This window comes from Chitinophaga sp. RAB17 (assembly GCF_052114225.1).
Classification (GTDB): domain Bacteria; phylum Bacteroidota; class Bacteroidia; order Chitinophagales; family Chitinophagaceae; genus Chitinophaga.
The window spans coordinates 654,825-669,063 of sequence record NZ_JBFREI010000006.1 but is presented as its reverse complement, the minus strand read 5'-3'; the positions used below and the strand labels follow the sequence as shown (position 1 = coordinate 669,063).

The 14,239-nt window shown below is 43.2% G+C and carries 11 protein-coding genes; 2 read left to right on the top strand and 9 right to left on the bottom strand.

What is annotated here, in order from left to right; all coding sequences use genetic code 11:
* Window positions 1-118 precede the first annotated feature (118 nt).
* Entirely contained in the window at window positions 119-1,891 is a 1,773-nt protein-coding gene (locus tag AB4Z08_RS22225) for an ABC transporter ATP-binding protein (protein WP_441575980.1), read from the top strand.
* Between the two features lie 474 nt (window positions 1,892-2,365).
* On the opposite strand, the gene AB4Z08_RS22220 is transcribed toward AB4Z08_RS22225, so the two are convergent.
* The 7 genes from AB4Z08_RS22220 to AB4Z08_RS22190 all read right to left on the bottom strand — a co-directional run bounded on the left by AB4Z08_RS22220 (window position 2,366) and on the right by AB4Z08_RS22190 (window position 10,331).
* A complete protein-coding gene (locus tag AB4Z08_RS22220) occupies window positions 2,366-3,409 on the bottom strand; it encodes a sensor histidine kinase (protein WP_441575979.1) in 1,044 nt (347 codons plus the stop codon).
* The gene (locus AB4Z08_RS22215; RefSeq protein ID WP_441575978.1) at window positions 3,406-4,080 is read right to left on the bottom strand and encodes a response regulator transcription factor; all 675 of its coding nucleotides are present in this window, start codon (window positions 4,078-4,080) and stop codon (window positions 3,406-3,408) included. Before AB4Z08_RS22215 ends, AB4Z08_RS22220 begins: the two co-directional genes overlap by 4 nt.
* A gap of 292 nt (window positions 4,081-4,372) precedes the next feature.
* Window positions 4,373-5,125 (bottom strand): hypothetical protein, encoded by a 753-nt coding sequence (locus AB4Z08_RS22210; RefSeq protein ID WP_441575977.1) that lies wholly within the window; start codon window positions 5,123-5,125, stop codon window positions 4,373-4,375.
* Complete coding sequence (locus AB4Z08_RS22205; RefSeq protein ID WP_441575976.1) at window positions 5,122-6,198, bottom strand: DUF6688 domain-containing protein; 1,077 nt, start codon at window positions 6,196-6,198, stop codon at window positions 5,122-5,124. Before AB4Z08_RS22205 ends, AB4Z08_RS22210 begins: the two co-directional genes overlap by 4 nt.
* 63 nt (window positions 6,199-6,261) lie before the next feature.
* Complete coding sequence (locus AB4Z08_RS22200) at window positions 6,262-7,056, bottom strand: hypothetical protein (protein WP_441575975.1); 795 nt, start codon at window positions 7,054-7,056, stop codon at window positions 6,262-6,264.
* A gap of 30 nt (window positions 7,057-7,086) precedes the next feature.
* Window positions 7,087-7,653, bottom strand: a complete 567-nt coding sequence (locus tag AB4Z08_RS22195; RefSeq protein ID WP_441575974.1) for a hypothetical protein — start codon at window positions 7,651-7,653, stop codon at window positions 7,087-7,089.
* 365 nt (window positions 7,654-8,018) lie between these two features.
* A complete protein-coding gene (locus AB4Z08_RS22190) occupies window positions 8,019-10,331 on the bottom strand; it encodes a hypothetical protein (protein WP_441575973.1) in 2,313 nt (770 codons plus the stop codon).
* Window positions 10,332-10,536: 205 nt separating this feature from the next.
* Between AB4Z08_RS22190 and AB4Z08_RS22185 the strand changes: the two genes are divergently transcribed.
* Window positions 10,537-11,418 (top strand): AraC family transcriptional regulator, encoded by an 882-nt coding sequence (locus tag AB4Z08_RS22185; protein ID WP_441575972.1) that lies wholly within the window; start codon window positions 10,537-10,539, stop codon window positions 11,416-11,418.
* A 71-nt stretch (window positions 11,419-11,489) separates the two neighbouring features.
* Here AB4Z08_RS22185 and AB4Z08_RS22180 read toward each other — a convergent pair whose 3' ends face one another.
* A complete protein-coding gene (locus tag AB4Z08_RS22180; protein WP_441575971.1) occupies window positions 11,490-13,049 on the bottom strand; it encodes a sodium:solute symporter family transporter in 1,560 nt (519 codons plus the stop codon).
* 16 nt (window positions 13,050-13,065) lie between these two features.
* The gene (locus AB4Z08_RS22175) at window positions 13,066-14,238 is read right to left on the bottom strand and encodes a mandelate racemase/muconate lactonizing enzyme family protein (RefSeq protein ID WP_441575970.1); all 1,173 of its coding nucleotides are present in this window, start codon (window positions 14,236-14,238) and stop codon (window positions 13,066-13,068) included.
* Between the last annotated feature and the right edge of the window lies 1 nt (window position 14,239).

The window sequence follows — 14,239 nt, the reverse complement described above, 5'->3', positions numbered from 1 at the left end:
AATACACCAGCAGCATAGGCAGTATTCAAACGGTCAGTAAAAACCGGCCCGCAGTATATCATTATCCCGGAGCCATAAGAAGAAAATCGTTATTGTTGAAAAAACTCCCAGATTAAAAATGAAAATCCTCCAGCAAAGCAATTCTGCTAAAAAAGCGCAGCCATCTGCTACGAAACAAGCATCGCGGTTACTTAAATACCTTCGTCCGCACTGGTTTGAATTCAGCACCGGCATGTTATTCCTCCTGCTATCAAGTATTGCCAGTCTCGTTATCCCAAAAATGCTGGGTAACCTTATTGATATCAGCAAAGCAGGTCATCTTACCAACGCCATCAATATCATTGGATTACAGCTATTAGGCATCCTTACATTGCAAGCTATATTCTCCTTCTTCCGCACCGTACTTTTTGTAAACGTTTCTGAAAAAACACTATCTACGCTGCGGCAAACCGTATACAATCACCTGATCCAACTCCCTATGAATTTCTTCCTCACCAGGCGTGTAGGAGAACTGAGCAGCAGGATATCTTCAGACATCACGTTGCTCCAGGAAACGTTTACAACTACCCTCGCTGAATTTATACGGCAGTTGATCATCATTATTGGCGGACTTACCCTGCTGATGACTACCTCTATCCAGCTAACCCTGTTCATGCTGGCAATTCTTCCTGTTATGGTGATCATCACCGTTATCTTCGGACGCTTTATTCGTCACTTCGCCAAAGACGTGCAGGATCAGATAGCTTCCTCCAATACCGTAGTGGAAGAAACACTGCAGGGAATTTTCAGCGTAAAAGCTTTTGCCAGCGAATTCTTTGAAATGAAACGCTACCGGGATCGCACCAACGAAGCGGCAGCTATCGGCATGAAAAGCGGTAAATATAAAGCAGCTTTTTCCTCCTTTATCATCATGGGCATATTTGGCGCTCTCATCGCCGTGATCTGGAGAGGCGCTGTTATTGGTGTAGACCCGGGTCAACTATTTTCCTTTGTATTATACTCCGTACTCATCGGCAGCTCCATAGGTGGACTGGCTGAAATATATACGCAACTTCAAAAAAGTTTGGGAGCCACAGAAAACCTGTTACAGATACTTGATGAGCCGGCAGAACCCCTCAGCCCTGTTGAAGCGATTGCACCCGAACATCTGCTGCATGGCAATATCTCCTTCGAAAATATTACTTTCCACTACCCTTCCCGCGAAAGCTCACCCGTACTTCAGGATATGTCATTTGATATTGCGGCAAACCAGAAAATAGCCCTGGTAGGACCTAGTGGCGCTGGTAAAAGTACCGTCGTTTCCCTCCTGCTCCGTCTCTATGATCCGGTAGGTGGCAATATTATATTCGACAACCGTGCAAACAGGTCTATCCCACTTTCCGCCCTACGCTCCCAAATGGCAGTAGTTCCACAGGACGTATTTCTGTTTGGCGGCACCATCGGTGACAATATCGCCTACGGTCGCCCGGATACTACCGAAGAGGAGCTGACCACTGCCGCAAAAAAAGCAAATGCCTGGGAATTTATTCAACGCTTTCCGCTGGGACTGCAGACTATTGTTGGAGAAAGAGGTATTCAGCTGTCCGGAGGCCAACGTCAGCGCATCGCCATCGCACGCGCTGTACTGAAAGCGCCCCGCATTCTCATCCTCGATGAAGCTACTTCCGCTCTTGATGCCGAATCAGAGAAACTCGTACAGGATGCTCTCAACAAACTCATGGAAGGACGTACCTCTATCGTGATCGCCCATCGCCTCGCTACCATCCGGCAGGCCGACAAGATCATCGTTCTCGATAAAGGCACCATCGTGGAAGAGGGTACACACAAGGAACTGGTAAATGTAAATAATGGTCTGTATAAAAATCTCAGTGAGATGCAGTTCACCCAATAACGATAGTGTCCACTGCTGGTGCTACAGTTTATTACCAACTTTAAACTGAATTTCACCAACTATGGCAACAAAATAAAAGACAACCTCTTTGATCAAATATGGGGAAACATGAATCGAATCAAGGCGCTTTGCCAAAAAAGAATATTGCCTGAATAGTCAGGCAAAAATATTTATGATAAGGCCAACAAAAGATGCTAAAAGCATCACATGTTGAAGAAATTCTGAACAAAAACTGAATTTATTCTGAATTTCTATGGTAAATATAAATCTAAATTGCGGAATAATCCAAACCACTGCGGAGGTTTTTCTAAAAAGTTTTCCTACCCAAAAAAATGAGAAGATGGAATTAATAATGATATGCCGCCTTCGTGAAAAGTACTGACAGCCCATCTCGAAATAACAGGGAGATGAGCATTTCACAAGTGCGGTACAAGCTGAATAAAGGGATGTTTGAACTAAGGGGGGCTATTCTGGTTAGAAGCGAATTTGAAAGGTATGGTTATTTCCCTGGAATTGATAATATGCTTTCCATTGATAGCGCATGCTGATCTGCTTCACCAAAGCCAGTCCCAGGCCGGTACCAGGGTTGGCGGAAGATGCAGTAGCGAATCGCTTGAACAGCTGATCTGCCTGAAGCGATTCTTCTCCGGGATTGGCAATTAAGAATCGATCATGCGACAAGGATACCGTGATTTCTCCTGGAGAAATACTGTACCTGATCACATTTGTCAATAAATTGCCAAATAATATTTCTATTAATATCCTGTTGCCTTCGATATTTACCGGTGTCTTTATGTCCGCGTACACATGCAGCTTCTTTTCCTCAAAGAATGGTGCGAACTGCACCAGCAGCTCACCCAGTATTCCGGACAAATCAATGGTTTGCCTTTCGGAGAACTGACTATTTTCAATCTTAGTGAGCAGTAACAGATTTTTATTTATTCGGCTGGCCCTTGATAGTGCTGCATGGGCTTCTTCGATCAACTGAAACTGATCATCATTCAATTGTTTGCTTTGCAATAGCAAATCTAATTTTGACTGTACGATCGCAAGAGGAGTTTGTAATTCATGGGAGGCATTATCTGCAAACTCCTTTTGCTGATTATAGACAGCCAGGTTGGCGGAAAGCAGTTTCTGCAGGCTGGCATTCATTTCATCGAACTCCGTGATCCCTGTTCTTTGAAAGATGGTATTACTTGGCTCATCCAGATCAAAAGATTTTATTTGTTCCAGGCTTTCATAAAATGGTTGCCACATACGCCTGGATAGCCGCCTATTTAAAAGAATCAATGCACCTAAGAGCACAATGAAAAAAAAAGCGCTTAACAATGTTACGGCTCCAATAATCAAAAAGCTGTCTTCCCGGCCGGCTTCGGGTGTAACCCTTACGTGATGCTCACCCAGCTCGTATTGCCAAAGATGGCTAAGTGCAAAATAATAAATAGGAATGCTGCACACCAGCACAATCCCGGCACAAAGGATAATTTTATTCAGCGAATAATTGAGCAGTTTACTCATATCTCCCATTTATAACCAGTTCCATATATTGTTCTAAGGTAATTTCCATACTCAGCATCAGTAAGTTTTCTTTTTAAATTTTTAATGTGAGCATATACAAAATCATAACTATCAAACACGGCAGTCATCTCTCCTGAAATATGCTCCGCCAGCGCAACTTTGGAGATCACCTTGTTGGCATTGCTGATGAAATACATTAACAATCCAAATTCTTTCTTTGTCAGCGCTAACTGCTGCCCGTTAACAGTCACTTCCTTTCCCAATACATCTATCCTTAATTCATTCTGCTCTATGATATTAACGTTTCCCAGCTGCCTTCTGCGGATCAGTGAGTATATTCTGGCGGCAAGTTCTGACAGGTGAAATGGTTTGGAAAGATAATCGTCTGCCCCTATGTGTAACCCTCTTATTTTGTCATCAAGGGAATTTTTGGCAGAGATGATAATCGTCCCATCATATTTCTTCATCCGTTTTAGTTCTTCAAGAATAGTGAAACCACTGCCACCTGGAAGCATCAGGTCCAGCAAAATGCAATCGTAATCAGACAGGCTGATTTTTTCTATGGCCTGCGCAAAAGTTATAGCATAATCACATAGGTAGCCTTCTCCGGAGAGGTAGATACCAATACTTTTGGCGAGCTCCGTCTCATCTTCGATTATCAGAATTTTCATACAGTAAAATAGTATTAGATTCTGAATTTTCCTGAATTTTTAGGAATCTGTCACCCAGATACTTGTCAGGTGATCCGGGATACCTGGCACCAGGCCCTTGCCAATACGAATACCGGAAGTATTTAAACTCAATTTGCCGGTACAAAACTTTAACCGAAAATCCGGCCCCCAACCCGGTTAATCGGCCAGTATTATCCAGAGGTTTGGGCTTGGGGCAATGGAACCTGCCCCCTGCACCTTGTCTTCCTGATTCCTCTACATCATTGATGAGGACATGCCTAAAGAAGTTATATTATTCAAACCATATCCTCCTTTCAATATTTCCATAAATAATAATGCTACTACCTTTTACTAAAAGTGGGTTCATATTTCCTGCCCTTTTCGCTATGAATTTGAGAGATAACGCACTTATCTGATATTCGGCATTCTCAAAGGTTGACTTAGAGATAACGTAATTTCCGGTTGAATTAATTTTCATTGTATCTGGTGCCCGCTCTTCGTAGGTGGTGATGTTAGGTTCGTCCTTTTTCTTGCGTTTTAAGCTCCGCCCAACTTCCAGGTAATTTATGCCTTCCAGATCTTTCCATTTCACTTCAACATCCTTACTCAAATCTCCTTTCTCCGAATAGATAATATTTTGAGAATTTACCAGCGATAAGGCTGTAGTTTCCGCCAAAAAAATCTTTTTGCCATCGGATAATGCTATTTCAAAAACAAATTGATTATTCTGAGGAATAGCATTTTCTTTTAAGTAATAAGTAGTGGTTGTATAATATAGCTCTTTTCTGACCGTATATTTTACTGCTGTACCATTCACATATATTTTAAGAGAATCATTCTTAATTGCCTTCCCCTGTTCGTCAAATAAACTAACGACAATCTGGTTATCACCTTTGTCGTGCAGGCTCTGAACGATATTGACTTCTGCGCGAATGAGCGACAAGTCATCTACTTTTCCGTGAGATAAATCTGATTCATTACACGAAATGGCCATCATCAAAATAATGAATATGGCTACTATCTTTTTCAATTTATGGGGATTCATGAACTGTACTGTTTTTTTATCTTAGCTTCCGGATCTACACAAAAAAGATATAGTGTTACCAGGAAAAACCACTCCAGTGGCCTCATCAACCGGTAAGTAATATTGGAGGCTCTGCCTGTATTGATTTTTAAGGACAAATTATATCCGTACCTGTCGTACTGATGCCGGATAAACTGATGGCCGGGGGAAGAAATATCTTTTATCAATTCTTCGAATGCATTTGCAATTTGCAACTGCCTGTTCACAATAATGGGCTTGCCATGCCGTTGCCCGATCTTCAATGGTTTCACGATCCGGGGATCTCCCTTGGCGGCTACCGTACAGAGGTAATGCCCCCTATGGTCGAGCACGGGCGGATGCATTTTCTGTGAAAAGGTCCAGGTAGTCGTATCTGTAAATACTTTTACCAACGAATTATAGTCTTGTCCAAACAAAATAAGGACCAGTGTAATGACTATAAATGCAGGAAATAACAATATCACTGCCCAGATGGTTTCATCAAATTTTTGCGCCAGATAGCTATTGCATGTTTGAAGGAAAACATTTTTGAATGTCCTGCTTTTTGCGGCGGTATGCTCTTCTTTGAGGATTTTTACGATCAATAAAATACCAATCACCAGACTGACCAACGGAGTAAATACAAATAAGAATGCACCGTCGTTTCCTTTATACATATCAATGCTTTGGGTATTGTGTCCCAGCACCTGCACCAGCACCAACAGGTTGAGGAATAAACCAATCATCAACAGTATCAGCATCAGCACAAGTGTAAGTGGCGGAAGCTTTCTTCCTTTGATCCAGATGGAAATAGCGGCCACGTGATACCCGACGAAATAAACGATTAAACTGATGATGTGCTTGCCCCCAAATGGGATATAACAGTTATCGATAGGGTCTATTGCATCCGTATACTGCTTGTCATGCAACATCATGCCAATGGCAAACAAACCAAAGGATAATACATACACGATGATCAACAAGGTTTCCTGAATGGAAAGAGGTTTCATTATTTTTTTTAAAGAAATAATTCCAAGGATTAATAAAATGACAAGTAATAAAAGAATAAAGCCCATTTGATGATCTGTTGCTGATAATATGTTTAATTGTTTAAAATAATTCTCCGGAGAAAGCGGATGCTATTCATATCCGCCATTTAATATCATGTTCACTACAATGCTGTCACCTGCCTTCCATTTCGTCCATCCGTAAAACCTGTTGTCGTATTTACTTACGAATCTGATCCAGTCGTTTTGAACCGAGTCTACTGTTATGGCTATACTTTCATCGGGCTTAATTTTCTTTCCATTCGGCCGGTCAAATAGTTCTTTCCTGTCATAGTCGATTTGCCAGGCCCGCTTCAACGCCTGCTCCCAGGTTTCAAAATAGAACCAATCCGGGATTTTTGCGTCAATAAAATTCGGATCGAAAAAGTGGGTATCAGCGGTAGTATTTTTCCGTAAATCTTTCTCGGGGTGAATGGGTATAAAACTTGTCTCGCCCGTCTGCTCGTTGATGAAAACCTGTACCCCCTTGTCAGTTTTGCTTAGCACCCTGAAAACCAGCTGTGGGGCAAAACGTATTAAGCCCATACTTATGTGCTGTTGTGCTTCAACATCAGTATCCCCTTCATCAAGCGTATAAGGCTGTAGCTTCTTATTTAAAAAGCTTGTCTGAAAAGAACATTTTCCTTTGTTTGCTCCCGTTTTTATTTCCACAAAGCGCAACGAATCGTATGGCTGTGCATCCTCTTCCGATTTGTATAACGGAAGGGTTTTGTTAAGACTGAAATGTATCAGTCCAATGCCTGCTTTGCTGCTACTTATAGGCAGATCAGATAATACTGCCAGCTTCTTTTGGGTGTTGGTGGCATCGGAGTGACAAGACGCTATTATTACAACTTTAGCCATTAATATTGCCAGGGGTATTTTCATTAGTAATATAATTGAATGCGGTAGTGCCATTTATTTATTTTTTTTCTCAGGCAAAATATACTCCTTCATACCTTCTTCTTTTAATAGTGTGCCGTCATTCTGTTCTCCGTTTACCAGGTAGTTATTGTCTGCCAAACGGCATTCATGGCTGCCAAGATAGCCAAACATCCCATAATGGAGATAGGCATAATGATGAAAACCGGTGACCTGGTAAAACCTTTTGCTGTTATGTTTAGTTTCCACAATGATGGTATCCGTTTTTAGAAATACAACGAAAGGAATTTCTGTGTGCAGGTAGTTCTCACCAGGTGCGATCTTATAATTTACAATAGTATCTTTTACAATTTTATTATTCCTGACGATATAAAATTTCAACTGATCTATTTCGGCGTTGCGAAAATGGACCAGCGCAAGACCAGGTTTCTCTGTAATTACGGTGATGGTATCACAAATAGCCGAGTATTTCCCACTGTCTTCCCGGGCTCTTTTCTTATTGTTCTCCATTGACCACCAAAACCAGCCAACCAACAAGACCACCAGTAATGTAATTACACCCAAAAATACCAGGCAACCTTTTACATATTTGTTCGCTTTCATATTTTCTCTGCCGGAATAAATAATCAAAAAAAGCAGCAACCAGCCAAACAACGCCATCAGTAAAGCTTACAACTGGCCTCATTTTCTTTTAAATTGTCTTGTACCTGATATACACGCTATTCAAATTAACGACATTTTCCTGCCTTGCTCCAAAACTGTTTGTAATTCGTACACGGTAGGCCACAATTCGTGGGAAATACCTCCTGATTCGTCCTGTAGCAGTAATCAGGGCTGGGATATCAAAATGATAACAGGAAAGTGAGTGAGAGCATCGTTTAAAACTAAAAACGCCTCCTGATGAACGGAGGCGTTTTTTTTCAATGCTGATTTTGCTTTTGGGGCACGCGTAAAATCTTACTTTAAATTCACCATTTAATATCTTTTCCTGAAATATGTACCCTGATTTTACCGCCAGCCTTCACCGGCACTTTGGGCCAATGGAGAAAAGCAGCATAACCCAGGGGATGCTTCGCTTCCTGGCTGGTTTCCGACATAATGGCCACACTGGCATCATAGGCCGTTGGATTGTATAACTCCATCACCAGTCCCTTGTTTTCTTTTTTAATGATGGTGGCAGTGATGTGGTCAAAAACATAATATTTCGATTGGTCGCTGATCACATAAATACCTGGCAGTTCAAGAGCCATCAGCATTCCATTGGTTTCTGTCCAGGAGTTACGGGTGTATATAAAATTTCCAATGCTCTCCTTCCCTTCCGCATCGCTGGGCTGAATACGCTCCATGGAAGACCCCACCAGGTAATTGGTGGTAATATGTCCGGGCATGTTAACCGCTTCTGCATGCGCATGTTGAATGTCCCTGATCAAATCAGCATACAATGGTTTTCCGGTAGCTCTAAACAATTTAAAAAGATAATCGCCGGAGGAGGTGCAGATGCCCGGCGCTGCGTGCTTATTCTGTATGCTGGCCCAAACAGCTCCCGTCATATTGGCCTGCAATTTCCCGATGGTACTTGTTGGTGGAAACACCGGCGCATAAGACAGGGTCCAGGTAGCGCAAAGGGCGGCCTCCACTTCAGCCATCGATAACCACTTGCGGTCTCCTGTATCATTATATAATGCCATTAAAGACTCCAGGAACCCAAAGGCCGATTCAGAATTGGCATCCTGTGAAATATCTCCGCAATCGCCACCGCTAAGCCCCTGTCCCGCCACATCGCGTTGATAATAATATTCGGCAGCAGCTGCTGCTGTTTTTAACCAGTCGGGCCTGTTAAAATACCTCGCTGCCAGCACCAGCCCCGCCGGAGCGATGGCGCCAGCGGTGGAGTTAAATACCGCAATATCACCCGTTTCCGGCGCAACATACTGGCCAAACTGACCATTTTTCTGCCATGTTCTTACAAAAGCGGTGGCCAGTTTTTGGGCCGCTGCCTCCCAGTCCTTGTTAATCATGGCCGCATATCCACTTTCCTTCAACAACTGGAGATGCTTCATCAACCAGAACAATACATCCGCATTTTTCCTCACCAGTACCTGAACTTCAGGGAAATCCCGCGACATCTTCTCTGCTATAATTTCTCCGTTTGTTCTTATACCTCCATAAAAGTAACCGCTTTTACCCTGTAGCTTTTTCACCACAAAATCAAGTTCCTCACCTACCCTTTTACGTTCTTTCGCATCGTTCAGCGACAACATACAATAGGTGTTGATCATACCACTGACCCAGCCCAGCTGAAAATCATTATTATTTTCCGGTTTATAATAATTGCCGATAGGTTGTTGTGTAAAATTACTGCTGCAGATGCCCGTTCCCAGTTCCAATAGCTTACTCATGGGCAACAGGTTCCGGGGAGCAGCGGTGCCGGAAATATCTTTCCGCACTTTTATAAATTTTGTCAGCAAAGATGGAATATCCACCGCCTTAAACACATACAACCGAAAGCGCAGCGATACTTCATCACCTGTCTTCCAATCAGGGGCTTTGTCACCGCTCGGGTGAAAGTCACCGAAACCGGTAGCCAGTTTACGGATGGCAGGTGCTGAAACGTCAAAAGAAAACTGATCCTTATGGGCATTCTCCGTAATAGTGACCCCACTGTTGCCCCACTTTGTTTGTTGTTCTGTTAACAGGATAAAGCCCGTTTGATCAGCCGGGGAAAAAAAGCAAACCGCAGGAGTGGCCATATTACCCGTTTGTAATTCTACCAGGGAAGCCTTCTCTTTTTCTATCGATAAACGGGGATTATTGGAGATGGTAAGCGGAACCTGCGGATTATAATACATATCACGGGGATAGTCGGGATTATAACCAGCCCCTATCGAACGATAACGGTTACCGTTATAAATAGCCGCAGGTACCAGTACATAGTTGGCAGTACTCCAGTTGCTGAAGTCAAATTTTGCCGCCACAGTTGTGGAGATGGCCTGCCCTGCTGTTAGCCTGAAAGTAGCATCAATATCTATTGCATCACTGCACCCCTTTACCGGCCCCGCTTTGAGCGACAGTTGCCAGTCCTGAGCGGGTTCACCGGAGCGGACTTTTTTTTCTGCTACCAGGTTGGTGCCATTATATTGTCTTTGTAAAAAAGTTACTGATCCGCTAACCTGCTTCAGCATCCTGTTAATTTGCGGATCGGAGGATTGGGAGAAAGATTTTCCTGATGTGACAATTAATATCAGCAACAATAAGAAATACTTCGTTTTAATGCTATACATACCTGCTGTTTAATACCGCTGCGGTTGGCCAGAGAGGGGATATCCGCCTCAGGGCATACCCATGCCGGCTATAAAGGTCTGATTCCCTTTATATGAACGCAACACTTAATTTGACAATTATGAATACTATTTTTGCCGCATTAAACTTCTCCGGTATTTTATTATCTTTGAATCGCCTGTAACACACAACCAGACCTACAATTCGATGCAATACATCTACGAGAATTTTACATTTCCACCAGACCAGTCATTTACGGTAAGGTCAGAAATTCTTGAAATAAAAAAGTATACGGCCTTAAAATCGCATGTTAATTTTGAGATCGCACTGCTGGAAAACTGCAGTGGTAAAAGGTTTATCGGTGATCACATTGAGGATTTCGATGGGCCGGAACTGGTGTTGCTGGGCAGCTACCTTCCACATTGCTGGCAATATTACAAGGCGGCAGATCCGCTTATCCCTACACAGGCGGTAGTGATACATTTCTTTCCTGACTTCCTTGGAAAAGAATTACTTGAAAAACCGGAAACACGGGAGCTGAACGTGCTTTTCGCCAAAGCGGCCAAAGGAGTATTATTCACAGGCAGCACACTTCGTGATGCAAAAATGATCATGCACCAGATGCTGTATGTGTCGGGCTTAGCCAGGGTGGCGCTGATGATCCGGCTGCTCGATATCCTCGCGCAATCAGAATCATCGCGTGTGCTGTCATCTCCCTATTACAACACCGTGGAAAGTTCCGGCGAAGCAAAAAAACTCAATAAGGTATTCGATTATATTTTTCAAAATTTCAAAGACGACATCATACTACAGGACGTGGCAGACCTTATTCCCATGTCTTCTGCAGCCTTCTGTCGTTTTTTTAAACGGAGTACTAACCGTACATTAATTGATTTTGTGAAAGAAGTGCGTATCGGACATTCCGCCAAACTTTTACTGGAAGGACAACATAATGTAGCAGAAGCCTGCTATAATAGTGGCTATAATAATATTTCGAATTTTAATAAACACTTCAAGGAAATTAAAGGGCTATCCCCCAGGGATTTTCTCAGGCAATATGAAGACAAGGGAAAAAAAGAAGGCAGCTAAAAACGGGTAATCACGCTTTGGCAAAGCGCCAATACCCAGCAAAAAGCAGCAAGCGATTTATTCATGAATCATTAATTTAATACAATATAGATCGTTATCATTATTAAAGCCAGTACGCCCCAGCCTGCCCACAACCATTTATCCATGGCCGATCTGGCCTTATCCGGAAAAACAAATGATACCTGGTCTTTTTCAGGCACCTTAAGAAACACCGTGATCAAAGCCATTACAATTACCAGACATATAAAAATATACACGGAGAGCAACAGAAAATGTGGCCAGAATCCCTTATACGGATAGTTCAGTACATAACATACACCCATTACCAGGCAGAGAAACCCTCCTCCAAACAAAACTGTTTCTGCCGCCACCCGGTGAGTGCGTTTCCAGAAGATGCCACCTAAAAACACCACTGATAACGGTGGCGCCAGTATGGACACAAGTCCCTGTGTTAATTCAAAAAGGCTTTTATCTGAGTAAGAAAATAATACCGCGATGCTTCCGCCCAGAAATGCGCCTACAGCGGTCATCCATCTCCCAACTTTTATTTTATCTTTTGATTTTAAAGACACAAACTGCGTAACCACATCTAAGGTAAAAACAGTGCTGAAGGAATTGAGTCCTGAAGATACCGTGTCGATCAGTGAAGCCACCAGTGCCGCTATGCATAGCCCCCGCAGCCCTTCGGGCATCAGGTTTTTCACGAGCGTAATGTAGGATTTATCCGGTGTAGTACTATCTCCGTATAATAAAAAACAAATAATGCCAGGCAGCACAAAAATAAATGGTGTAATCACTTTAAGCCCCGCCAGGAAAAGAATACCCCGTTGTCCCTCTTTAACACTCTTTGCCGCCAACACCTTTTGTACAATTGTTTGATCTGCACACCAATAATAAACAGCTACCACCGGATAACCCGCTACTATAGCCAGCCACGAATATTCAGGATCAGACCTTGCATGAAACAGTTTCCAATAGTCGGGGGCAACTGCTTTGCTCACACCTTCCACATGACCAATTTTCCCAATAGCCAGTAACGTTAGTATAAGAGAAGAAACAATAATGATCAGGGACTGGAAAACACCGGTCCTCACCACGGCTTTTAAACCACCGATAGCGGTGTAACTGGTAGAGATCAGGGTAATCAACACCACCGCTTCCAGCAACGAACAATGGAAGATCTCTGAGATAACCAGTCCCCCGGCATACAATGCACTGCCAAGCCATACAAACAATATAGACATCAGGCTGTACACTACCAGGAAATTATAGGATCTGCGGCCATAACGTAAAAGCAGGAATTGCGGAATCGTGCTGATGCCGGCCGAAATGTAACGTGGAATAAAAAATACGGATAACAACATCAGGAATATCCATGCCAGCCACTCGAAATTGCCTCCTACCACACCTTGCGAAAAACCCAGACTGGATAAGCCAATCAACATCATTGGACCTACGTTGGCACTGAACATGGAAAAGCCGATTTGCCACCACCTCAAAGAGCGCCCGCCCAAAAAAATGTCTCCCCCCGAATGTGCCCGGCGGGATTTAAGGTAAAAACCCAAAGTGAATAAAGCAACTACATATACAACGAGAACCAGATAATCAATGCCAGTTAATATTATCTTCACAGAAAATGCTTAAGGATCATAAAGATACGACAGGCTTGTATTCCCTGACGTTCTTTTTATTCCATATACGCTTCCTGATCAGTTGACCGGTATCTTCACAGTGACTCCAGTTTACCCTGACAGGTAAGCCAGGTACATCCGGCAGGAAAAATCCCCCATTTCTCCATTCCGGTTTTACATTAAAATATGCTTCCAATCCCGACATAATTGAATACAGATACTCCACCTCACACTGCTCAGCAGCAGTAGTCATCAGGGAAGCTGTGAACAATGAATATCCACCGGATGAAAAATCTATGTTGTGTTTGGCTGCCAGGTCCCGTACAGCCATCCATTCTTTAACGCCCGCCAAATGACCCGGCACCGGCTGCAGGTGAGCTACGCCTATGTTTACCAGCGTAGGAAATACCCTCGCTGTCCGTTCAGATTCTCCAAAAGCAATTTTCACCGGGGTTTGTTTACACAGCGTTTCAATCTGATCAAAAGAGGCCGAATGGATCGGTTCCTCAAACCAGGCCAGGTTTTCCCCGGCTGTATGATCGATAAATCTGAGCGCCTGCTCACAATTCCATATCTGGTTAGCATCTACAGCCAGCCGGATATTTTTTCCCAGGAGACTACGTACAAACTTTACACGCTTTACATCTTCCGACATATTCATCCCGAAATCTTTCCCCACCTTCATCTTATAACAATCCACTCCTGCTGCGATAAAATAGCTTACCTCTTTTTCCAGTTCCTCATAGCTATAGTTGGTGCCGCCCCCGCTGCCATATACCTTTACCTCATTCCTGTCAGCGCCCATATATTTATGCAAAGGGGTACCGAGCCGCCGGGTAGCCAGGTCGTGCAACGCGATATCCACCTGTCCCAACAGCGCAGCCGCAGGGCCTCTGAAGCCTTCATTGCGGATAGACCAATATAACTTCGAATATAACTGGCTATAGGAAACATTATTGGAGTATAGTAAATGAGGCACCAGGCAGGCTTCCAGGATATTGGTGTAACTGCTATACACCGGTGCTTCTCCAATATTGCCATGCTCATCTTCAATGGTGATCAACGACATGCCAAAAGAAGGAAAGGGACCCATGGTAGCATCCTGTAAAGGAGTAACCACTCTTACCGGCGCTAATTCCCTGATCTGTATACTTTGAATATTAAATACCTCATTGTCGATATTGCACATC

Excerpts from the sequence above, each read along its gene's own strand:
- AB4Z08_RS22200 (WP_441575975.1), bottom strand. The coding sequence starts at position 7,056 with ATGAAAATACCCCTGGCAATATTAATGGCTAAAGTTGTAATAATAGCG.
- AB4Z08_RS22215 (WP_441575978.1), bottom strand. The coding sequence starts at position 4,080 with ATGAAAATTCTGATAATCGAAGATGAGACGGAGCTCGCCAAAAGTATT.
- AB4Z08_RS22175 (WP_441575970.1), bottom strand. The coding sequence starts at position 14,238 with ATGTGCAATATCGACAATGAGGTATTTAATATTCAAAGTATACAGATC.
- AB4Z08_RS22205 (WP_441575976.1), bottom strand. The coding sequence starts at position 6,198 with ATGGGCTTTATTCTTTTATTACTTGTCATTTTATTAATCCTTGGAATT.
- AB4Z08_RS22210 (WP_441575977.1), bottom strand. The coding sequence starts at position 5,125 with ATGAATCCCCATAAATTGAAAAAGATAGTAGCCATATTCATTATTTTG.
- AB4Z08_RS22225 (WP_441575980.1), top strand. The coding sequence starts at position 119 with ATGAAAATCCTCCAGCAAAGCAATTCTGCTAAAAAAGCGCAGCCATCT.
- AB4Z08_RS22190 (WP_441575973.1), bottom strand. The coding sequence starts at position 10,331 with ATGTATAGCATTAAAACGAAGTATTTCTTATTGTTGCTGATATTAATT.
- AB4Z08_RS22220 (WP_441575979.1), bottom strand. The coding sequence starts at position 3,409 with ATGAGTAAACTGCTCAATTATTCGCTGAATAAAATTATCCTTTGTGCC.
- AB4Z08_RS22195 (WP_441575974.1), bottom strand. The coding sequence starts at position 7,653 with ATGAAAGCGAACAAATATGTAAAAGGTTGCCTGGTATTTTTGGGTGTA.
- AB4Z08_RS22185 (WP_441575972.1), top strand. The coding sequence starts at position 10,537 with ATGCAATACATCTACGAGAATTTTACATTTCCACCAGACCAGTCATTT.